At 70.4% G+C, this 24,914-nt stretch carries 24 protein-coding genes and 1 riboswitch; of the genes, 12 read left to right on the top strand and 12 right to left on the bottom strand.

Going from position 1 to position 24,914, the window contains the following annotated elements; genetic code table 11:
- The first annotated feature begins 15 nt into the window (after positions 1–15).
- The 3 genes from G3I41_RS04510 to G3I41_RS04500 all read left to right on the top strand — a co-directional run bounded on the left by G3I41_RS04510 (position 16) and on the right by G3I41_RS04500 (position 1,898).
- The gene (locus G3I41_RS04510) at positions 16–276 is read left to right on the top strand and encodes a UBP-type zinc finger domain-containing protein (RefSeq protein ID WP_164398999.1); all 261 of its coding nucleotides are present in this window, start codon (positions 16–18) and stop codon (positions 274–276) included.
- 231 nt (positions 277–507) lie between these two features.
- Complete coding sequence (locus G3I41_RS04505; RefSeq protein ID WP_018105584.1) at positions 508–921, top strand: anti-sigma regulatory factor; 414 nt, start codon at positions 508–510, stop codon at positions 919–921.
- Positions 922–944: 23 nt separating this feature from the next.
- Positions 945–1,898, top strand: coding sequence for an RNA polymerase sigma factor SigF (locus tag G3I41_RS04500; RefSeq protein WP_164399015.1), 954 nt, complete (start codon positions 945–947; stop codon positions 1,896–1,898).
- 69 nt (positions 1,899–1,967) lie between these two features.
- Here the strand turns inward: G3I41_RS04500 and G3I41_RS04495 are convergent, their stop codons facing one another.
- Entirely contained in the window at positions 1,968–2,360 is a 393-nt protein-coding gene (locus tag G3I41_RS04495; RefSeq protein ID WP_164399014.1) for a hypothetical protein, read from the bottom strand.
- A 208-nt stretch (positions 2,361–2,568) separates the two neighbouring features.
- Between G3I41_RS04495 and G3I41_RS04490 the strand changes: the two genes are divergently transcribed.
- Both G3I41_RS04490 and G3I41_RS04485 read left to right on the top strand, forming a co-directional pair.
- The gene (locus G3I41_RS04490; protein WP_164398998.1) at positions 2,569–3,537 is read left to right on the top strand and encodes a diacylglycerol kinase family protein; all 969 of its coding nucleotides are present in this window, start codon (positions 2,569–2,571) and stop codon (positions 3,535–3,537) included.
- 319 nt (positions 3,538–3,856) lie between these two features.
- Positions 3,857–4,114, top strand: a complete 258-nt coding sequence (locus tag G3I41_RS04485; protein ID WP_003953983.1) for a WhiB family transcriptional regulator — start codon at positions 3,857–3,859, stop codon at positions 4,112–4,114.
- A gap of 184 nt (positions 4,115–4,298) precedes the next feature.
- Here G3I41_RS04485 and G3I41_RS04480 read toward each other — a convergent pair whose 3' ends face one another.
- Positions 4,299–5,765, bottom strand: coding sequence for a PAS domain-containing sensor histidine kinase (locus G3I41_RS04480; protein WP_164399013.1), 1,467 nt, complete (start codon positions 5,763–5,765; stop codon positions 4,299–4,301).
- Between the two features lie 535 nt (positions 5,766–6,300).
- Entirely contained in the window at positions 6,301–7,371 is a 1,071-nt protein-coding gene (locus G3I41_RS04475) for an SIS domain-containing protein (RefSeq protein WP_164398997.1), read from the bottom strand.
- A gap of 197 nt (positions 7,372–7,568) precedes the next feature.
- On the opposite strand from G3I41_RS04475, the gene nagB reads away from it, so the two are divergent.
- Positions 7,569–8,354: a glucosamine-6-phosphate deaminase gene (nagB, locus tag G3I41_RS04470; RefSeq protein ID WP_164398996.1), complete on the top strand. Its 786-nt coding sequence runs from the start codon at positions 7,569–7,571 to the stop codon at positions 8,352–8,354.
- A 61-nt stretch (positions 8,355–8,415) separates the two neighbouring features.
- Here the strand turns inward: nagB and G3I41_RS04465 are convergent, their stop codons facing one another.
- From G3I41_RS04465 to G3I41_RS04450, 4 genes are all read right to left on the bottom strand, one after another.
- Entirely contained in the window at positions 8,416–9,954 is a 1,539-nt protein-coding gene (locus G3I41_RS04465; protein WP_164398995.1) for a glycoside hydrolase family 3 protein, read from the bottom strand.
- Between the two features lie 9 nt (positions 9,955–9,963).
- Positions 9,964–10,827 (bottom strand): carbohydrate ABC transporter permease, encoded by an 864-nt coding sequence (locus tag G3I41_RS04460; RefSeq protein ID WP_164398994.1) that lies wholly within the window; start codon positions 10,825–10,827, stop codon positions 9,964–9,966.
- On the bottom strand, positions 10,824–11,837 hold the full coding sequence (locus tag G3I41_RS04455) for a sugar ABC transporter permease (protein ID WP_164398993.1): 1,014 nt from the start codon (positions 11,835–11,837) through the stop codon (positions 10,824–10,826). The genes G3I41_RS04460 and G3I41_RS04455 overlap by 4 nt, the downstream gene beginning before the upstream one ends.
- Before the next feature lie 115 nt (positions 11,838–11,952).
- Entirely contained in the window at positions 11,953–13,251 is a 1,299-nt protein-coding gene (locus G3I41_RS04450; protein WP_164398992.1) for a sugar ABC transporter substrate-binding protein, read from the bottom strand.
- Between the two features lie 281 nt (positions 13,252–13,532).
- Between G3I41_RS04450 and G3I41_RS04445 the strand changes: the two genes are divergently transcribed.
- The 5 genes from G3I41_RS04445 to G3I41_RS04425 all read left to right on the top strand — a co-directional run bounded on the left by G3I41_RS04445 (position 13,533) and on the right by G3I41_RS04425 (position 20,208).
- On the top strand, positions 13,533–14,303 hold the full coding sequence (locus tag G3I41_RS04445; RefSeq protein ID WP_164399012.1) for a GntR family transcriptional regulator: 771 nt from the start codon (positions 13,533–13,535) through the stop codon (positions 14,301–14,303).
- A 240-nt stretch (positions 14,304–14,543) separates the two neighbouring features.
- Entirely contained in the window at positions 14,544–14,798 is a 255-nt protein-coding gene (locus G3I41_RS04440; protein WP_164398991.1) for a DUF3311 domain-containing protein, read from the top strand.
- The gene (locus G3I41_RS04435; RefSeq protein ID WP_164398990.1) at positions 14,795–16,411 is read left to right on the top strand and encodes a sodium:solute symporter family protein; all 1,617 of its coding nucleotides are present in this window, start codon (positions 14,795–14,797) and stop codon (positions 16,409–16,411) included. The genes G3I41_RS04440 and G3I41_RS04435 overlap by 4 nt, the downstream gene beginning before the upstream one ends.
- A 52-nt stretch (positions 16,412–16,463) precedes the next feature.
- Positions 16,464–16,602, top strand: a riboswitch (cobalamin riboswitch).
- A gap of 142 nt (positions 16,603–16,744) precedes the next feature.
- Positions 16,745–19,141, top strand: a complete 2,397-nt coding sequence (locus G3I41_RS04430; protein WP_164398989.1) for a ribonucleoside-diphosphate reductase subunit alpha — start codon at positions 16,745–16,747, stop codon at positions 19,139–19,141.
- 110 nt (positions 19,142–19,251) lie between these two features.
- Positions 19,252–20,208 (top strand): ribonucleotide-diphosphate reductase subunit beta, encoded by a 957-nt coding sequence (locus tag G3I41_RS04425; RefSeq protein ID WP_239081477.1) that lies wholly within the window; start codon positions 19,252–19,254, stop codon positions 20,206–20,208.
- A 9-nt stretch (positions 20,209–20,217) separates the two neighbouring features.
- On the opposite strand, the gene G3I41_RS04420 is transcribed toward G3I41_RS04425, so the two are convergent.
- Positions 20,218–20,430 carry a hypothetical protein gene (locus G3I41_RS04420; protein WP_164398988.1) on the bottom strand — a complete coding sequence of 71 codons (213 nt, stop codon included), beginning with the start codon at positions 20,428–20,430 and terminating at the stop codon, positions 20,218–20,220.
- Between the two features lie 81 nt (positions 20,431–20,511).
- Here G3I41_RS04420 and G3I41_RS04415 point away from each other — a divergent pair, with 81 nt between their 5' ends.
- Positions 20,512–21,486: a helix-turn-helix domain-containing protein gene (locus G3I41_RS04415; RefSeq protein WP_164398987.1), complete on the top strand. Its 975-nt coding sequence runs from the start codon at positions 20,512–20,514 to the stop codon at positions 21,484–21,486.
- A gap of 30 nt (positions 21,487–21,516) precedes the next feature.
- On the opposite strand, the gene G3I41_RS04410 is transcribed toward G3I41_RS04415, so the two are convergent.
- The 4 genes from G3I41_RS04410 to G3I41_RS04395 form a co-directional block, all read right to left on the bottom strand.
- Positions 21,517–22,248 (bottom strand): D-Ala-D-Ala carboxypeptidase family metallohydrolase, encoded by a 732-nt coding sequence (locus tag G3I41_RS04410; RefSeq protein WP_343242056.1) that lies wholly within the window; start codon positions 22,246–22,248, stop codon positions 21,517–21,519.
- 142 nt (positions 22,249–22,390) lie between these two features.
- Positions 22,391–23,029 (bottom strand): peptide deformylase, encoded by a 639-nt coding sequence (gene def, locus G3I41_RS04405; protein ID WP_073964049.1) that lies wholly within the window; start codon positions 23,027–23,029, stop codon positions 22,391–22,393.
- A 59-nt stretch (positions 23,030–23,088) separates the two neighbouring features.
- Complete coding sequence (locus tag G3I41_RS04400; RefSeq protein WP_164398986.1) at positions 23,089–24,081, bottom strand: hypothetical protein; 993 nt, start codon at positions 24,079–24,081, stop codon at positions 23,089–23,091.
- Positions 24,082–24,172: 91 nt separating this feature from the next.
- A partial coding sequence (locus G3I41_RS04395) for an HDOD domain-containing protein (protein ID WP_164398985.1) occupies positions 24,173–24,914 on the bottom strand: 742 nt, incomplete at its 5' end.

The raw sequence follows: 24,914 nt of genomic DNA, 5'->3' as shown, positions 1-24,914 counted from the left end.
CGTAACCTGGCCATCATGAGTGGTTGCCCGCATGTACCGGATCTGCCGCGCCCCGAGCCCGCGCCCCGCGGTGAGACCTGTCCCGAGTGCCTGGCGGCCGGCACCCACCCGGTGCAGTTGCGGCTGTGCCTGAGCTGCGGCCACGTCGGCTGCTGCGACTCCTCTCCCGGACGGCACGCGACGGGGCACTTCGAGCAGACCGGCCATCCGGTCATGCGGAGCTTCGAACCGGGTGAGAACTGGCGTTGGTGCTTTGTCGACGGTTCGATCGTCTGACGTACGGGTACGTCAAACCGGCGCGCGTTGTTCGTAATTGAGTGACGCAGCCCCCTAGGCACTGTGTGTACCCATGGGCCTACCATGAGTGACAGCCGCAGGAGGGGGTTCCGGCGACACGGCATCATGGATCGCGATAGCGTCGCCGGGCCGAGAACCGAAGACGTACCGCATGGCTCCGGGCGCTCTTCCCGGAACCTCGAATGAGTTTGTGCCACCTTGGAGGTGAGGGTGTCCCAGATCGCAGGCGAGCCCGGGAATCAGGACTTCGTAGAGGTCCGGCTGCCCGCTGCGGGTGCCTACCTGTCGGTGCTGCGCACGGCCACGGCCGGTCTCGCAGCACGCTTGGACTTCACTCTCGACGAGATCGAGGACCTTCGCATCGCGGTGGACGAGGCGTGCGCGATCCTGCTCCAGCAGGCCGTGCCCGGCTCCGTCCTGAGCTGCGTCTTCCGTCTCATCGACGATTCGCTCGAGGTGACGGTCGCGGCCCCGACCACGGACGGCCGCGCCCCGGAGCGCGACACCTTCGCCTGGACGGTGCTCTCCGCGCTGGCCGGGAAGGTCGACTCCTCGGTCGCCGACGACCGTACGGTCAGCATCAGCCTGTACAAACAGCGCGGCGCGGGACCCGGGCCGGCGTGAGCAACGGGAACGGGGACGGTCCGGTGCGGGACGAGACGATCCGACCAGGGGTGGTGCGTGCGGCAGGCATCCCGGATCAGCAGGCCCTGCCTCATCCGGTGGACGGGGCGGAGCTGCCCCGTGCGGTGGACGGGGCGGACGGGCCCGCCGGTATTACGGTCGCGGTGGAGCAGTCGCAGGCGGAGCGGGCGGGCCAGATGAGCGAGCACGGGCACCACGATCCAAACGACCGCAGCGGGGCGCGGGCGTTGTTCATCGAGCTGGGCAAGCTCCCCGACGGCTCGCCGGAGCGGGCCGAGCTGCGCAACCGGCTGGTGCGGATGCATCTGCCGCTGGTGGAGCACCTGGCCCGCCGCTTCCGCAACCGCGGGGAACCGCTGGACGACCTGACCCAGGTCGCCACGATCGGGCTGATCAAATCCGTCGACCGGTTCGACCCGGAGCGGGGCGTCGAGTTCTCGACGTACGCGACGCCGACGGTCGTCGGGGAGATCAAGCGCCATTTCCGGGACAAGGGCTGGGCGGTGCGGGTGCCGCGCCGCCTTCAGGAGCTGCGGCTCTCGCTGACCTCGGCGACCGCGGAGCTGTCCCAGCTGCACGGCCGCTCGCCCACGGTGCACGAGCTGGCGGAGCGGCTGGGGATCTCCGAGGAGGAGGTCCTGGAGGGCCTGGAGTCGGCCAACGCGTACAGCACGCTCTCGCTGGACGTGCCGGACACGGACGACGAGTCGCCGGCCGTGGCGGACACGCTGGGCTCCGAGGACGAGGCACTGGAGGGCGTGGAGTACCGGGAGTCGCTGAAGCCGCTGCTGGAGGACCTGCCGCCGCGCGAGAAGCGGATCCTGCTGCTGCGGTTCTTCGGCAACATGACCCAGTCCCAGATCGCGCAGGAGGTCGGCATCTCGCAGATGCACGTCTCGCGGCTGCTGGCCCGCACCCTGGCGCAGCTGCGCGAGCGGCTGCTCGTGGAGGAGTAGCGGGCGTGGTGACACGGACAGGGGCCGCCGGATCGTCTCCGGCGGCCCCTTCCCGTGTCCGGGGAGCCGTCAGGCGTCCTCGGTGTCCGCGTCGGGTGCGGCGCCCGGCCTGCGGATGCCGAGGGCATCGATGGTGGCGGGCCTGACCAGCTGGTAGAGCGCGGTCAGCGCGACCGCCGCGAGCACGATGCCGGCCGGGATCAGCACGCCGTGGGAGCGCAGCAGCGTCCAGGCCACCGGCAGCGCGATGATCTGCGTGACGAGCGCGGGGCCCCGGCTCCAGCTGCGGCGGCGCAGCAGGCCGCGGGCGGCGAGGAGCGGGATGAGGCCGAGCGCGATGACGGTCAGCCCGCCCATCTCGGCCTGCTCGGGGCTCTCGGGCCGGCCCAGCAGGCCCATCACCAGCATGTAGATCCCGCCGACGACGAGGGCAGCGCCTTCGAGGCCGCTGATCGCGGCCACCAGCGTGATCCTGGCCGGCTTCGCCGGCTCGGCCAGGGGCGAGGGCGCGTTCTGCTGAGTACTCACCCTTGCAGGTTGGCATCCCGGACCCGGCGAAGGAAAGCCGGGGGTGGCGCGTGCCACCGCCGCGCCCCCGCGCCGTCACCGAGCGTGAGGGCCCGCGGGCAGGACTTCAGGGCGGTTCCCCGCGGTAGGTAGGCTGGCGGTCATGCGCGCACTTCTTGTGGTCAATCCAGCCGCCACCACCACCAGTGCGCGGACCCGTGACGTGCTCATCCACGCGCTGGCCAGCGAGATGAAGCTGGAGGCCGTCTCCACGGAGTACCGCGGGCACGCCCGCGACCTGGGGCGGCGGGCCGCCGACAGCGACGACATCGACCTCGTGGTGGCCCTCGGCGGCGACGGCACGGTCAACGAGGTCGTCAACGGCTTGCTGCACCGGGGCCCCGACCTGGACAGCCTGCCGAAGCTGGCCGTGGTGCCCGGCGGCTCCACCAACGTCTTCGCGCGGGCCCTCGGGCTGCCCAACGACGCGGTGGAGGCGACCGGCGCCATTCTGGACGCGCTGGCGAACCGGACCGAACGCACGGTCGGCCTCGGCCTCGCGGCGGGGACGCCGGGCACGGAGGACGAATCCGTTCCGGAGCGCTGGTTCACCTTCTGCGCCGGCCTCGGATTCGACGCCGGGGTGGTGGGCCGGGTCGAACAGCAGCGGGAGCGCGGCAAGCGTTCGACCCATGCCCTGTACGTGCGCCAGGTGGTCCGGCAATTCCTGGAGGAGCCGCACCGGAGACAGGGCGTGATAACGCTCGACGTGCCCGGCGAGGAGCCGGTCACCGATCTCGCGCTTTCCATAATCTGCAACACGTCCCCCTGGACGTACCTGGGAAACAGGCCGGTGTACGCGGCCCCGAAGGCGTCCTTCGACACCGCTCTGGACGTCCTCGGCCTGCGGAAACTGTCCACGGCGGCGGTCAGCCGCTACGCCACCCAGCTGCTCACGTCGAGCCCGGAGAAGGGCCCCCGGGGCAAGCACGCGGTTTCACGGCACGACCTCACGGACTTCACCTTGCATTCAAAGGTGCCACTGCCCTTCCAGATGGACGGTGACCACCTCGGAGTGCGTACGAGTGTGACGTTCACAGGCGTACGCCGTGCACTGCGTGTGATTGTGTGAGTGGAAGGGACCAAAGTCCTTTAACTCGAACGTTTGGACTGGCTTCCACCCTCTAGAAGTACGGCTGTGACCTAGCCGACACCGAGGAATCAAAAAAAACTTTCCTGAAGGGGTTGTATCCGTCGCCGAGGTTTGCGAATCTCTACATGGCGATCGGGACGGCCCGCAACAACGGCCTCCACTGAGAGCCAGAACCCCTCCTCACTTCACAGGACCACAACCAGTTCATCTGGGCGTCGGGCCTACACCTGCGGGGGGATTCGTGAAAGCGTTCACATTCACAAGCCACAGTACGTAACACCAAGGAGAGGTAGCAGCCATGGACTGGCGTCACAACGCCGTTTGTCGTGAGGAAGACCCGGAGCTGTTCTTCCCCATCGGCAACACCGGTCCTGCGCTGCTGCAGATCGAGGAAGCCAAGGCCGTCTGCCGTCGCTGCCCCGTCATGGAGCAGTGCCTGCAGTGGGCGCTCGAGTCCGGCCAGGACTCCGGCGTCTGGGGTGGCCTCAGCGAGGACGAGCGCCGCGCAATGAAGCGCCGCGCCGCTCGCAACCGGGCGCGCAACGCCAGCGCCTGACCGACGCCACCGCTACGAACCTCAGCGCAGGCGGCGCGTGTGCCTGACGGCATCACTCCGTAGACAGCGTGTACGCACCACCCCGCCCCCCGAGTCGCAGCGCGCAGTACCCCCGAAGCGCACGCTTGACCAGAGAGCCCGGACCGTTCACCAACGGTCCGGGCTCTCTGCCGTGTTCGGGCCCCTACTTCTCGCTGCGGACCGGGATGTCGAGGACGACCTGCGTCCCGCGCTCCGGCGCCGGCACCATGCCGAACGAGCCGCCGAGCTCCCCCTCGACCAGCGTGCGGACGATCTGGAGGCCGAGGTTGCCGGCCTTCTGCGGGTCGAATCCCTCGGGCAGACCGCAGCCGTCGTCCTGGACGGTGATGAGCAGCCGCCCCTCGGTGGGCGAGCCGCCCCGGACCGCCGACACCTCGACGGTCCCGGACTCCGCGACGGAGAAGGCGTGCTCCAGGGCGTTCTGCAGGACCTCGGTGAGGACCATCGAGAGCGGTGTCGCGACCTCGGCGTCGAGTATCCCGAAGCGTCCCGTGCGGCGGCAGGTCACCTTGCCCGGCGAGATCTCCGCGACCATGGCGATCACCCGGTCCGCGATGTCGTCGAACTCCACCCGCTCGTCCAGGTTCTGGGACAGCGTCTCGTGCACGATGGCGATCGAACCGACGCGCCGCACCGCCTCGTTGAGCGCCTCGCGGCCCTGCGGGGAGTCCATCCGGCGGGCCTGGAGACGCAACAGGGCGGCGACCGTCTGGAGGTTGTTCTTCACCCGGTGGTGGATCTCCCGGATGGTGGCGTCCTTGGTGATCAACTCGCGCTCGCGGCGACGCAGTTCCGTCACGTCGCGCAGGAGGACCAGCGACCCGATGCGGACGCCCTTGGGCTTGAGCGGGATCGCGCGCAGCTGGATCACCCCGCCCGCGCACTCCACCTCGAACTCGCGGGGCGCGTAACCGCTGGCCATCTTGACCAGGGCCTCGTCCACCGGGCCCCGGGACGGGGCGAGTTCGGCGGTGATCTGGCCGAGGTGCTGGCCGACGAGGTCGGAGGCGAGGCCGAGGCGGTGGTACGCGGAGAGGCCGTTGGGGCTGGCGTACTGGACGACCCCGTCGGCGTCCAGCCGGACGAGGCCGTCGCCGACGCGCGGGGACGCGTCCATGTCGACCTGCTGGCCCGGGAAGGGGAAGGACCCGGCGGCGATCATCTGGGCCAGGTCCGACGCGGACTGGAGGTAGGTCAGCTCCAGCCGGGACGGGGTGCGGACGGTGAGCAGGTTGGTGTTGCGCGCGATCACGCCGAGCACCCGGCCCTCCCGGCGCACGGGGATCGACTCGACCCGTACGGGCACCTCCTCACGCCACTCCGGGTCGCCCTCGCGCACGATGCGGCCCTCGTCCAGGGCGGCGTCCAGGAGCGGGCGGCGGCCGCGCGGGACCAGGTGGCCGACCATGTCGTCCTGGTAGGACGTCGGGCCGGTGTTGGGCCGCATCTGCGCGACGGAGACGTACCGCGTGCCGTCGCGGGTGGGGACCCACAGGACGAGGTCGGCGAAGGAGAGGTCGGAGAGCAACTGCCACTCCGAGACCAGCAGGTGGAGCCACTCGAGGTCGGTGTCGCTCAGAGCGGTGTGCTGGCGTACGAGGTCGTTCATGGAGGGCACGTGTGCGAGCGTACCCGTGGATGCGTGCCCGTCCGAACCGGAAGCGCCGCCCGTACGTGCGGTGAACCGGGGCCGACATCGGCACCGCGCATGGATGGACACGGCCCAGTGGTCTAGTCCACAATGCTTGAGGTAGAACCTCCGCTCTCCCCGCACAGGAGAGCGGACCGGGGTACCCGCGCTCTCTGCCCTGACTGCGCCGGTGCCTCTCCCCCGGCCGGGGGCACCGCACACCGCCGGCCGGACCGGCCGCCCGTGAGGGCGGCCCTGCTCCGGGCTGCGGTGCTGGTCGGGCTGAGGGTCCCGGCCCGGCGCCGCGGCCCGCGGGTTCTTCTAGGGCGTGTTTCGAAAGTAGCGCCGTCCGCCCGTAGGGCGGGTCCGGCGGCGTCTGGTGCGTGCGATCGCAAGGCGGAGGGTCGCCCCGATACTGGTTGTATCGGGGTGATCCCGACAACGCGGCGAGCGTGCGTGCCAGGCGTCGCCGGACAGGCGGGACTTTCGAAACACGCCCTAGGGGCCCCGGATCTCAGCGGGTCTCGGTGACCTTCGCGAGCGCGCGCGGCGCGTCCGGGTCCTGGCCGCGGGCGATCGTCACCTCGTACGCCAGCATCTGGAGCGGCAGGATCTCCAGGACCGGCTGGAGTTCCTCGGCGACCCCGGCCGTCGGCAGCACGAAACCGGCGGACGCCGCCGCCACCTGGGCCTCGGGCCCGACGACGAAGAGGTCGGCGCCCCGGCCGCGCAGCCGGTCCAGGACGGGCTGGAGCGCCTCGCCGCCCCGGCCGTCGGTCACCACGGCGATCACCGGCGAGATGTTGTCGACCATCGCGAGGGGGCCGTGCAGCAGGTCGGCGCCGGAGTACGAGAGGGCGGGGATGTAACTCGTCTCCATGAGCTTCAGGGCGGCTTCCTTTGCGGTGGGGTAGCCGTATCCCCGCGAGGTGATGACCATGCGCTCGGCGAACCGGTAGCGCGAGGCCAGGGCCCTCACCTCGTCCTTGCGGGCCAGCACCTCCTCCGCGAGGTCCGGCAGGACACCGGCCGCCGCCCCGTCGCCGCCGCGCAGCCCCTCCACGAACAGGTACAGCGAGAGCAGGGACGCGGTGTACGTCTTGGTGGCCGGCAGTGCCTTCTCGGGGCCGGCCAGGATGTCGATGTGGTACTCGGAGACGGCCGCGAGCGGTGAGTCCGGGTTGTTGGTCACGGCCAGCGTCACCGCACCGGCCTCCCGGGCCGCCTTGGTCGACGCCACCAGGTCGGGCGAGCCGCCGGACTGGCTGACGGTGATCACCAGGACGTCGCGGAGGTCCGGCTTCGCGCCGTACGCCGTGGTGGTGGACATCGAGGCCAGCCCGCAGGGCAGCCCCAGCGTGATCTCCAGCAGGTACTTCGCGTACAGCGCGGCGTTGTCGGAGGTGCCTCGGGCGGTGAGCAGGACGAAGCGCGGATTCCTCGCCGCGATCCGCCCGGCGGTCTCACGGATGGCGGGGGCGCCGCGTTCCAGGATGCGGCGGAGCATCGCGGGCTGCTCGGCCATCTCGCCGGACATGATGCGGCCGGGCCGCTCGCCGTCGCCGACCGGGTACGTGGCGGACATGTCGGTGCCTCCCGGGGTCTCGCGATGCCTCGTCCCAGTCGAACACGGGGCGCGCGGGGGCCGCCAGCGGGCGACGGCCGGCGGGGCGCGTCCGAGTGCCGGTACGGACGCCTCGGGGGAGGGTGAGTCTGCTAGATTGGAACCTTGATTGGTCTATACCACATAACGTCACTCTCGATCGGATCGGCAGGCCCCGCGTGGAAGTTGTCATCGTCCCGGACGCCAAGGCAGGCGGCGAACTGATCGCGGGGGCCATCGGCGCCCTGCTCGGCCGCAAGCCCGACGCCCTTCTCGGCGTTGCCACCGGCTCTACCCCGCTGCCCATCTACCAGGCCCTCGCGGACCTGGTCCGCTCCGGTGCCGTGGACGCCTCGCACGCCCGCGTCTGCCAGCTGGACGAGTACGTCGGGCTGCCGGCGGGCCACCCGGAGTCGTACCGCTCCGTGGTGCTCCGCGAGGTGATCGACCCGCTCGGGCTCTCCGAGGCCGCGTTCATGGGCCCCGACGGCTCCGCCGAGGACGTCCAGGCGGCCTGCGAGGCGTACGACAGGGCGCTGGCCGAGGCCGGCGGCGTCGACCTCCAGCTGCTGGGCATCGGCACCGACGGGCACATCGGCTTCAACGAGCCCTGCTCCTCGCTCGCCTCCCGCACCCGGATCAAGACGCTCACCGAGCAGACCCGGGTCGACAACGCGCGCTTCTTCGACGACGACATCGACCAGGTGCCGCACCACGTCATCACCCAGGGCATCGGCACGATCCTGGAGGCGCGCCACCCCATCCTGCTCGCGACGGGCGAGGGCAAGGCGGACGCGGTGGCCGCGACCGTCGAGGGGCCGGTCGCCTCGATCGTGCCCGCCTCGGCGCTCCAGCTGCACCCGCACGCGACCGTGGTCGTGGACGAGGCGGCGGCGTCGAAGCTGAAGCTGGCGGACTACTTCCGCGCGACGTACGCGGCGAAGCCGGCCTGGCAGGGGCTGTAGTCCGCACGCGGAAGGGGCCGGGACACCGTGGTGGTGTCCCGGCCCCTTCCGTATGCGCGGGTCACGCGGAGGCCGTGATGATCTCCGCCGCCGCCTGGCCGCAGACGCGGGCGGCGCCGTGCGTCGCGATGTGCAGGGCTCCCCGGGGTCCGGCCTGGGGGACGCCCATCTCGACAACGATCGTGTCCGGACGCGCCGCGAGCAGCGCGTCCAGGGCCTCGCTCATCCACGCGTGACGGTGCGCGTCGCGGACCACGGCGACGATGCGCCGCTCCCCCGCCGCCCGCAGCGCTGCCTCGGCCGGCGCCTCGGAGCCGCCGTCGTACGTGTCGGTCTCCGTGCCCGGGACGAGCCGGGCCAGCTCGGCCGCGAGGCCCCAGGGGGTCTCGTCGCCGACCGCGATGTTCGCGACCGGGGTGAAGGCGGCCACGTACGCCGGGCTGGTGAGCGGTGCGGCCTCGCCGGTCACCTTCACCGCGCGGCGGGCGGCGACCAGGCCGATGTCCGAGGCGATGCCGGTGCTCCGTGCGGTGCCGGGCGCGGTCCCCTCCTGTGCTGCCGCGCCCGGCTCCCGTACGGCCCCCCGGGCCTCCCGCGTCCAGGACGCGAGGGCGCGGACCCGGGCAGCGGCGTCGGCGAGCCGCTCCTCGGGGAGTTCGCCGGAGCGCACCGCCGCGACCAGCGCGTCGCGCAGCCGCAGGACGGTGCTGTCGTCGTCGAGACCGCCGCCGACGCAGAGCGCGTCGGCACCGGCCGCGACGGCGAGGACGGAGCCGCGTTCGATCCCGTACGTCGAGGCGATGGCCTGCATCTCCACGGCGTCGGTCACGATGAGCCCCTGGTACCCCAGCTCCTCGCGCAGCAGACCGGTGAGGATCTGGGGGCTGAGGGTGGCCGGGCGGTGCGGGTCGAGAGCGGGCAGCAGGATGTGCGCGCTCATCACCGACTTGGAGCCGGCCGCGATGGCCGCCCGGAACGGGACGAGCTCCCGGGCGTGCAGGGTCTCCAGGTCGACGTCGATGCGGGGCAGCGCGTGGTGCGAGTCGACCGCGGTGTCGCCGTGCCCGGGGAAGTGCTTGGTGCAGGCGGCGACACCGGCGGCCTGGAGGCCCTCGACGTACGCGGCGGTGTGCCGGGCGACCAGGTGCGGGTCGGCGCCGAAGGAGCGGACGCCGATGACGGGGTTGCCCGGGTTGGAGTTGACGTCCGCGGACGGGGCCCAGTTGAGGTTGACCCCGCACTCGGCGAGCCGGCGGCCCAGCTCGTGGGCGACGGCCCGGGTCAGCTCGGTGTCGTCCACCGCTCCGAGTGCCAGGTTGCCGGGGAAGGACGAGCCGTGCCGCACCTCGAGGCGGGTGACGTCGCCGCCCTCCTCGTCGATGGCGACGAGCACGTCGTCCCGCTCGGCCCTGAGCTGGGCGGTGAGCGCGGCGAGCTGCTCGGGCGTCTCGATGTTGCGGCCGAACAGGCCGACGGAGGAGAGCCCTTCGCCGACCCGGCGCAGCAGCCACTCGGGCGCCGTGGTGCCGGTGAAGCCGGGCTGGAGCACGGCGAGGGCGTCACGGGTGAGGGTGTCCGTGGTGGAGGTGAGGGTGGTCATGGGGCGGCGTTATCCCTTCACGGCGCCGGAGGTGAGCCCCGCGGCCATCTTCTTCTGCACGAACATGAAGAAGATGACGACCGGAAGAGCGATCATGGTGGACGCCGCCATCAGGGCGCCGTAGTCCGTACCGCGCTCACTGGTGAACGTCATCAGCCACACGTTGAGCGTGTACTTGGAGTTGTCGTTGATCAGGATGTAGGCGAAGAGGTACTCGTTCCAGGCGTTCACCAGGGCGAAGATCGACGCGGCGGCGAGCCCGGGGGCGAGCAGCGGCAGGATCACCCGGCGGAAGGCGCCGAAGCGGGTGCAGCCGTCCACCATGGCGGACTCCTCCAGCTCCACGGGGATGTTCACCACGAAGCCGCGGATCATGATCGTCGCGAAGGGCAGCGTGGAGACCAGGTAGACGACGATCAGGCTCCAGTACTCGTCGATGCCGCCCATGGCGTTGAGCTGGGCGTAGATCGGGATGAGCATCGCCGTGGGCGGCAGCATCTGGACCAGGATCATGATCAGGACCAGGGCCTTGCGGCCGAAGAAGTGGAACCGGCCGATGGCCAGGGCCGCCAGGGTGGCGATGATCATGCCGCCGACGACCGCGGTGACCGAGACGATGAGGCTCGACTGGACCGCGGTGCCGAAGTTCGGCTGGTCCACGGCCTTGACGAAGTTGTCGAAGGTGATCGACGAGGGCCACAGGGTCTGGTCGTACGAGCGGATCTCGCGGCTGGGCCGCAGGGCGCTGACGACCAGCCAGTAGACCGGGAAGACCATGACCAGGGCGATGCCGAGGCCGAGGATGTTCAGGCCGACCCGGGTCTTCTTGCGGTCCGGGCGCAGGACCTGGGGTGTGTCGGTCGTGGTGCTCATTCGACCTCTCCCGTCTTCATGAGCTGGCGCAGGTAGTACACGGCCACCGCGGACAGCAGGATCACGGTGATGAGGGCGATCGCGGTGCCCTGGCTGAAGGAGGTGGACTCGAATGCCTTCGAGTAGGAGTAGAGGCCGAGGGTCTCGTACTCGGGCTCCGGCTTGCTGCCGCGCAGCAGCCAGATCTGGCCGAAGACGTTGAAGTCCCAGATGACCGACAGCGTGGAGACCATGCTGAAGACCGGCTTGATGACCGGCCAGGTCACGTAGCGGAAGATGCCGAAGCTGGTGGCGCCGTCGAGCGAGGCGGCCTCCTCCAGCTCCTGGGGGACCTGGGTGAGGGCGGCGTACAGCGTGACGACGACGAAGGGGATGGCGCCCCAGACGACCAGCAGGGTGATGATCGCGAAGCCCTGGACCGGGTCGAGGTACCAGTTGTGGCCGAGCCAGTCCTCGCCCACGACCTTCGCGATGAGGGTGTTGATGAGGCCGTAGTCGGAGTCGGCCATGAACCGGAAGATGGAGGCGGCGACCATCAGCGGCATCGACCAGGCGGCGATCAGGCAGAAGGTCAGGATCAGGCGCACCCAGGTGGACAGCCGGCGCATCAGCAGGGAGATCAGCAGGCCGATGCCCATGGTCAGCGTCACGCAGATGGCCATGAAGACGACGGTGCGGAAGGTCACCCACCAGAACTCGGAGTCACCGAGGATGTTGGTGAACTGGTCGAAGCCGACCCAAGGCGCGGGATCACCGGTCCACAGCTCGCGCCGGCCCATGTCCTGGAAGGACATGATGACGGTCTTGGCGAGCGGGTAGAGGTAGACGGCGGCGATCGCCACGATCGCCGGGAGGATCAGGAAGTAGGGCAGCAGTTCGCCCTTCTTCCGCTTCCTCTTCTGCTTCAGGGGTGCGGTGCCGCCCTCATCGGACAGCGGGCTCCCGTCCGCCTTGGGATCACGTGGTACGGGGACCGGTGGCCCGGCGGCCTTGGTATCGGCGGCAGTCACGTGGCTGACCTTCCATCGCGGGTCCGAGGCAGCCCCCGGATAACACGGCGTTCTTGAGCTGAAGCGAGCGGGGGCCGCGGCGCAGTGCCGGGCCCCCGCCTGGCGATCGGAAGACTTACGCCTTCTTGTTGATCAGTGCGTCGATCTCGCTGTCGGCCTTCTTGGTGGCGTCGGCGACGGACGTGCCCTTGAGGATCTTCAGGAGCATGTTCTCCAGAATCTCCTCCTTCTCGATGGAGGCCCAGCCCGGCGCGATCGGCGTGAACCAGGCGTCCGGCACCGCGTTGGCGATGGCGGCCGTCTCGGGCTTGGCCTTCAGCGGCTCAAGCTGCTTCTCGTTGTTCGGGAGGATGTTCTTCGACGCGAGGACGTCCATGGACTTCGCGTTGGTGAAGAGGGAGATCCACTCCTGGCCGAGGTCCTGGACCTTGGACTTGGAGATGGTGGCGAGGTCGGAGCCGCCGATGAAGGAGGGGAGCGCCTTGCCGTTCGGGCCGGGCATACCGGCCGTGGCGATCTTGCCGTCGAGCTTCGGGTTGCCGTTGTCACCCGTGGTGACGCTGCCGGCCTCCCAGGCCTGGCCGTAGATGACCGCGGCCTTCTCGTTGGCCATGACGTTGGCGTGGTCCTGCTCGTCCTTCGTCTGGTCGGCCTTGTTGTACTTCTTGACCAGGTCGACGAAGTGCTGGATGCCCTTCTGCGCCTCGGGGGTGGAGAGGGTGGCCTTCCACTCCTTCGAGCCCTCGTCGTACTTGGCGATCTGGCCGCCCTCGGCTGCGACGTAGGACATCGCGGCGTACCAGTAACGGCCCGGGTAGTACAGGGACGAGGCGCGCTTGTCCTTCTTCGCGAGCTCGGCCTGGACCTTGTCCATCGCCTTGAGGAAGTCGTCCTCGGTCTGCGGGAGGGCGTCGCTGCCGGTGCCGGCCTTCAGCATGTCCTTGTTGTAGACCGCCAGGCGGGCGGAGGCGTAGTAAGGAACGCAGTAGATCTTGCCCTCGTAGGAGCAGGTGTCCTTCAGACCCTTGATCCAGGTGTCCGAGTTCTCGTACTTCGCAGTGTCGATCTCGCCGAGCGCACCATTGAGGATGTACTGCATGGTCTCGGTGTTGCCGAGTTCGACAACGTCCGGGAACTTGTCGCCACCGAGGGAGGTGTCGAGCTTCTTGACCTTGTCCGCCCAGCCCTGGTACTGGATCTTGACGTTGACGTTCGGGTACTTCTTCTTGAACTGGGCGTTGACGTCCTTGACCAGTTCGGGCCAGGTCGACTGGGCCTCGCCCATGAGCCAGACAGTCAGGTCTTCCTTGCGGTCCTTCGGGTCCTTCGAGGACGTCTTGTCGTCCGAACCACACGCCGCGATGGAAACCAACATGCCCGCGACGCCGATCGCCGCGATGAGCTTGCGCTTCACGCCACCCTCCTCAGGGATGCTGCAACCCCCTCCCCACCGCGCGAAAACGTCGACGAGTACCTCTGGGGCTGGGACCTGGTCTTTAATGGTTTAGACCAGTACCGGGAGCTTGGCCTAGACCTTTAGGGGTGTCAAGGGTGTATAAGAAGTGCACTCGCGTCCGTTATAGGACCGACACCTGAGGGAGGGCGACGACCCGTGACCGGACCGTGCCACCATGTGAGCCGCGACAGACGGAGGAGCCGGTGACGGCAGCAACGCAGCAGTCGGGAAGGCGGGCCATGGGCGCCGACGGGGGCAGTTCGGAGAGCGAGACGGGCACGGGCGCCGGGACGCGCACCGCGCGCGTACCGAAGTACTACCGGCTGAAGCGCCATCTCCTCGACATGACGGACACCATGCCGCCGGGCACCCCCGTCCCCCCGGAACGGACCCTGGCCGCCGAGTTCGACACCTCGCGCACCACCGTGCGCCAGGCGCTCCAGGAACTGGTCGTCGAGGGCCGGCTGGAACGCATCCAGGGCAAGGGCACCTTCGTCGCCAAGCCGAAGGTCTCCCAGGCCCTGCAACTCACCTCGTACACCGAGGACATGCGCGCCCAGGGCCTCGAACCGACCTCGCAGCTCCTGGACATCGGCTACGTCACCGCCGACGACACCCTCGCCGGACTGCTCGACATCACCGCCGGCGGCCGGGTCCTGCGCATCGAGCGCCTGCGCCTGGCGAGCGGCGAGCCGATGGCCATCGAGACCACGCACCTCTCGGCCAAGCGCTTTCCCGCACTGCGCCGTTCACTGGTCAAGTACACCTCGCTCTACACCGCGCTCTCCGAGGTGTACGACGTCCGGCTGGCCGAGGCCGAGGAGACCATCGAGACCTCCCTGGCCACCCCGCGCGAGGCCGGGCTGCTCGGCACCGACGTGGGCCTGCCGATGCTGATGCTCTCCCGGCACTCGCTGGACGAGCAGGGCGAACCCGTCGAGTGGGTGCGCTCGGTCTACCGCGGCGACCGCTACAAGTTCGTGGCCCGCCTGAAGCGGCCGCTGGACTGACCCACCGTACGCACGTGCGCCCGAGCGGCTCCCGGACTCGCCCCCGGGGGCCGTTCTGCGTCTCCGGGGACCGACTTGGCCTGGACCAGCCCTCGGACGTTTCCCGCCATTCCGGCCATCCGGCCGGTCGGTGACGACCGTTGCCGGACCGCAATGCGGACAGGGGGTGACGATGGCCGGATCCCTCGCCTAGATTGCCTGCGCATTACAGGTGATCAGCGAGGGGACGGAGTCGCCGCCATGGCGGAAGAACCAGAAGGAAAGCCACCCACCGTCACACCGGTGCGGGTGGTCATCGGGCTGTGCCTCATCGCGCCGTTCGTGGCGATGCTCTGGGTGGGTTCGTACGCGAAGATCGACCCGACCTTCATCGGTATCCCGTTCTTCTACTGGTACCAGATGCTCTGGGTGCTGATCTCCACCGCGCTCACGATGATCGCCTACAAGCTGTGGCAGCGTGACCAGCGCGCCCGCAAGGGGGGTGCGTCGGCATGAAGGACGGCGTGAACGGCGTCGCGCTCGGCGTCTTCATCTTCTTCTTCCTGGCCGTCACGGTCATGGGCTTCCTGGCCGCCCGCTGGCGCCGGGCCGAGAACGAGGCCACCCTGGACGAATGGGGCCTGGGCGGACGGTCGTTCGGCACCTGGGTCACCTGGTTCCTGCTCGGCGGCGACCTCTACACCGCGTACACCTTCGTCGCCGTGCCCGCGGCGATCTACGCGGCCGGCGCGTCGGGCTTCTTCGCGGTGCCGTACACCATCCTGGTCTACCCGCTGATCTTCACCTTCCTGCCGCGCCTGTGGTCGGTCTCGCACAAGCACGGGTACGTCACCACCTCGGACTTCGTCCGCGGCCGGTTCGGCTCGAAGGGGCTGTCGCTGGCCGTCGCGGTCACCGGCATCCTCGCCACCATGCCGTACATCGCCCTCCAGCTCGTCGGCATCCAGGCGGTGCTGGACGTGATGGGCGTCGGCGGCGGCGAGAACACCAACTGGTTCGTCAAGGACCTGCCGCTGCTGATCGCCTTCGCGGTGCTCGCCGCGTACACCTACTCCTCGGGGCTGCGGGCGCCCGCGCTGATCGCGTTCGTCAAGGACGGGCTGATCTACCTGGTCATCGCCGTCGCGATCATCTACATCCCGATCAAGCTCGGCGGCTTCGACGACATCTTCGCCTCCGCCCAGGACAAGTTCACCAAGGCGGGCGCGGGCAGCCTCGCACCGGCCGCGGCCGGTCAGTGGGGTTACGCGACCCTGGCGCTCGGGTCCGCGCTGGCGCTGTTCATGTACCCCCACTCGATCACGGCGACGCTCTCCAGCCGCAGCCGTGAGGTGATCCGCCGCAACACCACCATCCTGCCGCTGTACTCGCTGATGCTGGGCCTGCTCGCGCTGCTCGGCTTCATGGCGATCGCCGCCGGCGTCAAGGTGGACAACGGCCAGCTCGCCATCCCGCAGCTGTTCGAGAACATGTTCCCCGACTGGTTCGCGGGGGTGGCGTTCGCCGCGATCGGCATCGGCGCCCTGGTGCCGGCCGCGATCATGTCGATCGCCGCGGCGAACCTGTTCACGCGCAACATCTACAAGGACTTCCTGAAGCCGGACGCGACGCCCGAGCAGGAGACCAGGGTCTCCAAGCTGGTCTCGCTGCTCGTCAAGGTCGGCGCGCTGGCCTTCGTCCTCACCATGGACAAGACCGTCGCGATCAACTTCCAGCTGCTGGGCGGGATCTGGATCCTCCAGACGATGCCGGCACTGGTGGGCGGCCTGTTCACCCGGTGGTTCCACCGCTGGGCGCTGCTCGCCGGCTGGGCGGTCGGCATGATCTACGGGACGGCTGCCGCGTACGGGGTCGCCAGCCCGACGCAGAAGCACTTCGGCGGGTCCTCCAAGGAGATCCCGGGTCTCGGCGAGATCGGCTACATCGGCCTCACCGCGTTCGTGCTGAACGTCGTGGTCGTCGTCGTCCTCACCTTCGTCCTGAACGCCGTGAAGGCGCCCGCCGGGACCGACGAGACCTCTCCGGGCGACTACACCGCGGACGCGGGCGACCCGGGTGTCCAGGAGAAGCTGCCGCCGGCCACGGCGGGAGCGCCGGGCGGTCACTGACCGCACACCTTTCCGCCACGCGACACAACATGTGGGGGCCGTCCGACAGGGCGGCCCCCACATGTATGCTCGTGCTCGCTGTCGCCGCAGGGGAATCCGGTGTGAATCCGGAACTGTCCCGCAACGGTGTATTCGGTGCGCTTTCGCGTATCCGTGGAGTCCGAGGACCTGCCGACAGCGCATCCGGCTCGACCGAACCGGATGCCCAGACGTCCGGGCCTCGTGGGATGGGCCGGTGGACGCCGCACGGAGTGCCGCCCCGACCGGGCCCCCTCCTGCCCGGCTGCCCCCGTGCCTCCCGCCGGCCCAGAGCCGAGCGAGGGAGAGCACCACGTGACCATCGCGCCAGCCGATCCGGCTTCAGCGGCCGCATCAACGGGGACCGCGAGCGACGGACCGGGCACCGCACTGCTGCGGGCCCTGACCGACCTCACCGCCGATCTGCCCGGCACCGACCCCGGACGCGTCGCCGCCGCCGCCCTGCGCGGCCGCAACGCCCGGTCGGACGAGGCGGAGCTGCGCTCACTGGCCACCGAGGCCGCGGCGGGCCTCATCTCCGAGGACCCCGCCTACTCCCGCCTCGCCGCCCGGCTGCTCACCCGGTCCATCGCGGACGAGGCCGCGGGCCAGGGCGCGACCTCGTTCTCCGCGTCCGTCGCCGTGGGCCACCGCGAGGGCCTGATCGCGGACCGGACCGCCGAGTTCGTGGCGCTGCACCCCGCGGCGCTGGACGCCCTGGTCGAGCGGTCCCTCGCGGAGGGGGCCGACGACCGCTTCGGCTACTTCGGGCTGCGCACCCTGCACAGCCGCTACCTGCTGCGCCACCCGATCACCCGCCAGGTCATCGAGACCCCCCAGCACTTCATGCTCCGGGTCGCCGCCGGGCTCGCCGAGGACACCTCCGGGCGCGCGGTGGACGAGGTCGCCGCGCTGTACGGGCTGATGAGCCGGCTGGACTACCTGCCGTCCTCGCCGACGCTCTTCAACTCCGGCACCCGCCACCCGCAGATGTCGTCCTGCTACCTGCTCGACTCTCCGCTGGACGAGCTGGACTCGATCTACGACCGCTACCACCAGGTGGCCCGCCTGTCGAAGCACGCGGGCGGCATCGGCCTCTCGTACTCCCGCGTCCGCGCCCGGGGCTCCCTGATCCGGGGCACCAACGGGCACTCCAACGGCATCGTGCCGTTCCTCAAGACGCTGGACGCCTCCGTCGCGGCCGTGAACCAGGGCGGCCGGCGCAAGGGCGCCGCCGCCGTCTACCTGGAGACCTGGCACGCGGACATCGAGGAGTTCCTGGAGCTCCGCGACAACACGGGCGAGGACCAGCGCCGCACGCACAACCTGAACCTGGCGCACTGGATCCCGGACGAGTTCATGCGCCGCGTCGACGCGGACACCGCCTGGTCGCTGTTCTCCCCGGCCGACGTGCCCGAGCTGACCGACCTGTGGGGCGACGGCTTCGACGCCGCGTACCGGGCGGCCGAGGCGAAGGGACTGGCCCGCAAGACCCTGCCGGCCCGTGAGCTCTACGGCCGGATGATGCGGACGCTGGCCCAGACCGGGCAGGGCTGGATGACGTTCAAGGACGCCTCCAACCGCACCGCCAACCAGACCGCCGAGCCGGGCCGGGTCGTGCACTCCTCGAACCTGTGCACCGAGATCCTGGAGGTCACCGACGACGGCGAGACGGCCGTCTGCAACCTCGGCTCGGTCAACCTCGGCGCGTTCGTCGAGGGCTCCTCGATCGACTGGGAGCGGCTGGACGCCACCGTGCGTACCGCGGTGACCTTCCTCGACCGGGTCGTGGACATCAACTTCTACCCGACCGAGCAGGCCGGCCGGTCCAACGCCCGCTGGCGGCCGGTGGGCCTGGGCGCGATGGGTCTCCAGGACGTCTTCTTCCAGCTGCGGATGCCCTTCGACTCGCCCGAGGCCCGGGCGCTGTCCACGAAGATCGCGGAGCGCGTCATGCTCGCCGCGTACGAGGCGTCCTGCGACCTCGCTGAGCGGTCGGGGCCGCTGCCCGCCTGGTCCGAGACCCGGGCCGCGCGCGGGGTGCTGCACCCGGACCACTACGACACGGAGCTGAACTGGCCGGAGCGCTGGGCGGCGCTGCGGGCCCGGATCGCGAAGTCCGGGATGCGCAACTCGCTGCTCCTGGCGATCGCCCCGACCGCGACGATCGCCTCGATCGCGGGCGTCTACGAGTGCATCGAGCCCCAGGTCTCGAACCTCTTCAAGCGGGAGACCCTGAGCGGTGAGTTCCTCCAGGTCAACGGCTATCTGGTGGACGAGCTGAAGCGGCTCGGCGTGTGGGACGCGCGGACGCGTGAGGCGCTGCGCGAGTCGAACGGATCGGTGCAGGGCTTCGCGTGGATCCCGGCGGACGTGCGGGCGCTGTACCGCACCGCGTGGGAGATCCCGCAGCGCGGCCTCATCGACATGGCGGCGGCCCGTACGCCGTTCCTCGACCAGAGCCAGTCGCTCAACCTGTTCCTGGAGACGCCGACCATCGGGAAGCTCTCCTCGATGTACGCGTACGCCTGGAAGCAGGGCCTGAAGACGACGTACTACCTGCGCTCCCGCCCGGCGACCCGGATCGCCCGTGCCGCGTCCGGCCAGGCGGCGGCCGCCGCCCCCGTCCCCGTGCAGCAGGCGCAGGCTCCCGACGCGGACGCCATCGCCTGCTCCCTGGAAAACCCCGAGTCCTGCGAGGCCTGCCAGTGATGACCGCCCACCCGTCGCCCGACCACCGCCCCTCAACGACGGCGCTCCGCACCGACACCCCCGCTCCGAAGAACCTGCTCGACCCGGGCTTCGAACTGACCCTGCGGCCGATGCGCTACCCGGACTTCTACGAGCGCTACCGGGACGCGATCAAGAACACCTGGCACGTCGAGGAGGTCGACCTCCACTCCGACGTGGCGGACCTCGCGAAGATGACGCCCGCCGAGCAGCACCTGATCGGACGCCTGGTGGCGTTCTTCGCGACCGGTGACTCGATCGTCGCGAACAACCTGGTGCTGACGCTGTACAAGCACATCAACTCCCCCGAGGCGCGGCTGTACCTCTCGCGGCAGCTGTTCGAGGAGGCCGTGCACGTCCAGTTCTATCTGACGCTGCTCGACACCTATCTGCCCGATCCGGACGACCGCGCGGCGGCGTTCGCGGCGGTGGAGAACATCCCGTCCATCCGCGAGAAGGCGCAGTTCTGCTTCCGCTGGATGGACTCGGTGGAGAAGATCGACCGGCTGGAGTCGAAGGCGGACCGCCGCCGCTTCCTGCTGAACCTGATCTGCTTCGCGGCGTGCATCGAGGGGCTGTTCTTCTACGGCGCCTTCGCGTACGTGTACTGGTTCCGCTCGCGCGGGCTGCTGCACGGTCTCGCCACCGGAACCAACTGGGTCTTCCGCGACGAGACCATGCACATGAACTTCGCGTTCGAGGTCGTGGACACGGTCCGCAAGGAGGAGCCGGACCTCTTCGACGACGCCCTCCAGCAGCAGGTCACCGACATGCTGAAGGAGGCCGTCGAGGCGGAGCTGCAGTTCGGCCGCGATCTGTGCGGCGACGGGCTGCCCGGCATGAACACCGAGTCGATGCGCGCGTACCTGGAGTGCGTCGCCGACCAGCGGCTCACCCGGCTGGGCTTCCCGGCGGTGTACGGATCGCAGAACCCGTTCTCGTTCATGGAGCTCCAGGGGGTCCAGGAGCTCACGAACTTCTTCGAGCGGCGCCCGTCGGCGTACCAGGTGGCCGTGGAGGGCACGGTCGCCTTCGACGACGACTTCTAGGCGGAGGGGCTAGATCCTCGCCCAACTTCTGACGTACGGACGCCGTGCGGCCCCCACCGGCCGTGCGGCGTCCGCGCTTTGCGGTGGGCGGGTGCTCCGGTCCTGTTCCGCGTCGCGCAGCTCGCGGTCGATGCGGCGTTCGCGGGCCATGCCGACCAGCGCGGGCAGCAGGACGAGGGCGAAAAGTGCGGAAATGCCGAGGAAGTTCTGGAATGTGTTCATGCCTCTACTGTCCCCGTTCCGGCGAAGAAGCGGCAGTGGCAGGACTGTCATAGGGCATCGAATTACTGCCACACTGGGGCCATGCTGAACAACGTCGCCGCCCTGATGCTCGATGACGTCCACCCCTTCGAACTCGGCGTGCTCTGCGAGGTGTTCGGCCTCGACCGCAGCGACGAGGGCCTGCCGGTGCACGATTTCGCGGTGGTCTCCGGCGAGGGCCCCCAGCTGCGGACCCACGCCGGCTTCACGATCAGCACCCCCTACGGCCTCGACCGGCTGGAGGAGGCCGACCTCGTCGCCGTACCGGCCGGCAGCCGCTTCGGGGAGCGCGAGTTCCCGGTGGAGGTCCTGACCGCACTGCGCCGGGCCGTGGAGCGGGGGGCCCGGGTGCTCAGCGTCTGCTCGGGGGCGTACCTCCTGGGCGCGGCCGGGTTGCTGGACGGCCGCCGCTGCACCACGCACTGGCGGCACGCCGACGACCTGGCCCGCCGCTTCCCGGAGGCGGCCGTCGAACCGGACGTGCTGTACGTGGAGGACGGGCCGGTCACCACATCGGCGGGGACGGCGGCGGGGATCGACGCCTGCCTGCACCTGGTCCGCCAGGCGTACGGGCCGGCCGCCGCCAACACCATCGCCCGCCGGATGGTGGTGCCGCCGCACCGGGACGGCGGGCAGGCGCAGTACATCCAGCGGCCGCTGCCGCGCACCCGGTGCGACACCGTGGGCGACACGCTGGCCTGGATGGAGCGCCACCTCGACCGCGAGATGACCGTCGAACAGCTCGCGGACCGGGCGCACATGTCGCCGCGCACCTTCGCCCGCCGCTTCCAGCAGGAGACCGGGACCACGCCGTACCGCTGGCTGCTGCGCCAGCGCGTCCTGCTGGCCCAGCACCTGCTGGAGACGTCCGACGAGACCATCGACACCATCGCCGACCGGACCGGCTTCGGGACGGCGGCGGCCCTGCGCCATCAGTTCGTACGGGCACTGGACACCACGCCCCAGGCGTACCGGCGCACCTTCCGGGGCCCGTCGGCGGTCGGCGAGGCGGCCTGACCGAGTGCCCGACGGGCCCCGTCACGGGGGTCAGATACCGCAGGTGGGCGCCGACCAGTAGTGGCTGGGGCCCTGGTTCACGTGGACGTGGTCGTTGTGGTCCGGGTAGCCCGGGCCGAGGATCCCGTTGAACCCGTGGTAGCGGGCCTCCTTGGCGAGGGTGCAGAAGGCGATCCCGCCGAGGTCGGCCGCGTCACCGTACAGATGGCGGCTGTTCGACGCGCCGCCGACGGCGCTGTTGCAGGACGTCGAGCGGAACCCGCTGTTGACGGTGATGGGCCGGTCGCCGAGCGCGTGGCGCAACGCCTCCAGCCTCCACATGGTGCTCAGCGCGTTGGCCTTCGCCGTGGCCGCCGAGACCGCGCCGCCCGACCAGGTGCTGTTGCAGCGGTTCATCTCGGCGTACGTGAAGTGCGCCGGGGTGCAGTCGCTGTCCTGGAGGGCGTAGATCTTGGCCTGGGTGGCGGGGCCCGCGATGCCGTCGGCGGCCAGCCCGTAGGCGGCCTGGAAGCGCTTGACGGCGGCGGTGGTGGCGGGCCCGTACGAGCCGTCGACGGCCAGGACCGAGTTGTAGCCGGGGTATCCGGCGACCCGGATCTGGAGTTGGGCGACGTCGTTGCCGGTGGCGCCCGGACTCAGGGTGCGGGTCCAGGTGTAGCAGTCGTCGGCCTGCGCGGTGCCGGCGGTGACCACGGCACCGCCCCACGCAAACGCCATGGCCATGACAAGGCTGAGCAGGAGTCGTGCGGAACGTCTGATCACGGGGGCTCCTCACCACTGTCGAAGGTGTGGTGCATGAGCCTGTCGGATGCGGCGGCGCCCGTCAACTACGCGTGTAGAAACGGAGGTTGACGAAAGGGCGAACGCGGCGCGGGACGGACCCGCGCCGCGTTCGCCGCACGGATCAGTCGTTCGGGACGACCTCGTAGCGCGGGGTGTTCTCCGCCATCTGCCGGAGCGCGTCCTTGCGCTCGCGCTTGGAGAGCCGGTCGATGTACAGGTACCCGTACAGGTGGTCCGTCTCGTGCTGGAGGCAGCGCGCGAAGTAGCCCGTGCCGCGCACCCGCACCGGGTTGCCCTTGGCGTCCTGACCGCGCACCACCGCGTAGTCCGGGCGCGCCAGCTTGGCGTACGCCGTCGGCACGGAGAGGCAGCCCTCGCCGGAGTCGTCCAGGACGCGCGCCTCGGGCGGCAGCTCCTCCAGGACCGGGTTGCAGATGGCGCCGACGTGCCGCACGCCCTCGTCGTCGGGGCAGTCGTAGACGAAGACCTTGAGGTCGACGCCGATCTGGTTGGCGGCCAGGCCGACGCCCTCCGCCGTGCGCTGGCTCGCGAACATGTCGTCGATCAGCGCGGCCAGCTCGTCGCCGAACTCCGTGACGTCCTTGCACTCCTTGTGCAGGACCGGGTTGCCCACGACCGTGATCGGACGGGAGGTACCGCGCTCGCGGTGTGCCGTCTCGCGCGCCTCACAGTCCTCGGTGTCGATGAGGAAGCCCTCCTCGTCGACGCTGACCTGCTCGTCCGTCTCCTGCTGCGCCATGTCCGCCGTACGCCTTCCTCAAAACCCGAATCGGTGCGTACCCAGACTACGGGCAGCGCTCAGCAGACTTCTTCGAGATCCCGCCACTCGCGGCTGTCCGGGCTGTCCGCCACCCAGCCGTCCAGCAGCCCGCGCACCAGACCGGCCGGGGCCGCGAGGCCGCACTCGCGCTCCGGCACCCACAGCTCACCGGCCGTGCGGTGACCCAGCGGGCCCGGGTGGCCCGGTTCGCTGTGGTCGTGCGGGTCCAGGTGCTCACCGTCGCCCTCGTCGCTCTCCATCCGGCTCTCCGAACAGGAACGGCACAGCAGCCGCACCGACGAGGACCAGTCCTCGGCGGCGAAACCCGCGTCCGAGGCCAGCTGCTCCAGCGCGTCCCGGTCCGCCTCCGTGGCCGCTTCGAGCAGCACCACCCAGGTCGGCACGGGCGACGGGGCCCACAGCTCGATCTCGTCGAAGACGGGGTAGGAGGGGCCCGCCGCGGTGATCCGTTCGCCGTTCGGCACCCCGTCGTGCAGCACGACCTCGCCCCAGCGCCGCCCGGACGACGGCAGCGGGATCGACAGCACCTCCATCCGGGCCGGGTCCAGACGGCGGCCCCAGACGACCTCGGCCTCGCCCTCCGGCGACAGCCGTACCGCCGCGCTGCCCAGCTCCATGCCGACCGGCTCGCTGCCCGCGGCCGGGGTCTGCTGCCCGCCACCGGGCACCCTCAGGCCGTACGCCTGCCAGGCGCGGCGCGCCAGCGGCCAGTCCTGGAGGGCGGTCGCGGCGATGCCCACGTTCCACCAGTCCGGCGCTCCGGACTCCTTGTCGAGCAGGGCGACGGCCCGCAGCCCGGCGGCCCTCGCCTGTTCCCAGTCGTGCCGGAACTTGTGCAGCAACGCCAGGTTGAACCACGACTCGGAGAGCCAGGGCTCCAGGTCCGCCGCGCGTGTCAGCAGCGCCCCCGCGTCCTCGTACCGGCCGTCGCCGATCAGCGTGAACGCGCGGTCCGTGGCCTGCCGCCAAGAGGCGGACGGCCGATGCCGTACCTTCCCGAAGATCCTCACGATTCCCGCCTGTCCCGACTGGACACCCTCGTTCTACCGCTCTCTTCGCATCCAACCATGCCGGGCCGGACGCCCGCTCATTACCCATCGGTTACCCGGGCGGGACGGGGGTCAGACCGCCCCGGGCCAGAACCCGGGCCAGGGATTCCACCACCTGCGGCTGGTAGTCGTGCCCGGTTCCGAGCCTGAGCTGTTCCAGCGCACCCAGTGGCCCCGAGAGGCTTTCCCCGCTGAGGTCGTCGTATGCGTTCACCGCCCGGACGATCCTGGCGGACAGCGGCTGCTCGCGGTAGGGGTCGGCCTGCCGCTCCACCACGACGGCGACCTTCGCGTCGACCCCGGTCTGCCGGACCACCGCGCCGCCGAGCAGCGCGATCCGGCGCTGCTCGGCGGCCGGCAGCAGGGCCGTCGCCCCGTCCGGCACCGGGTCCACCAGGGAGAGCTGGCCGATGTCGTGCATCAGCGCCGCGTACTCCAGGACGGTGAGCTCGGGCCCGGACAGGCCCATCTCGCGCCCGACGGCCGTGCACAGCTCGGCCACCCGGCGGGCGTGGCCGTGCGGGGTGTAGCCGGCGATCTCGGTGGACCGGGCGAGCGAGGCGATCGTCTGCCGGTACGTGGTGCGCACGGCGGCGAACCTGCGGTACGAGAGCTGGGTGAGCAGCAGCGGTACGCAGAGCACGGGCAGCGCCCACAGTCCGGCGGCGGCCACCCCGAGCGCCATGACCGCGCCGGTCGCGCAGACGGCCGAGCCGATGCCGGTGAGCGCCCGCAGCTCGTCGCGGAGCAGCGGGCCGTACGGCGCGGGAGCCGCGCGGGAGCGGCGCGGCCGG

Origin of the sequence: Streptomyces sp. SID9727 (assembly GCF_010550605.1) — a bacterium.
GTDB lineage: Bacteria > Actinomycetota > Actinomycetes > Streptomycetales > Streptomycetaceae > Streptomyces.
The sequence above is the reverse complement of the archived record's forward strand: the minus strand, read 5'-3'. Positions and strand labels throughout refer to the sequence as shown.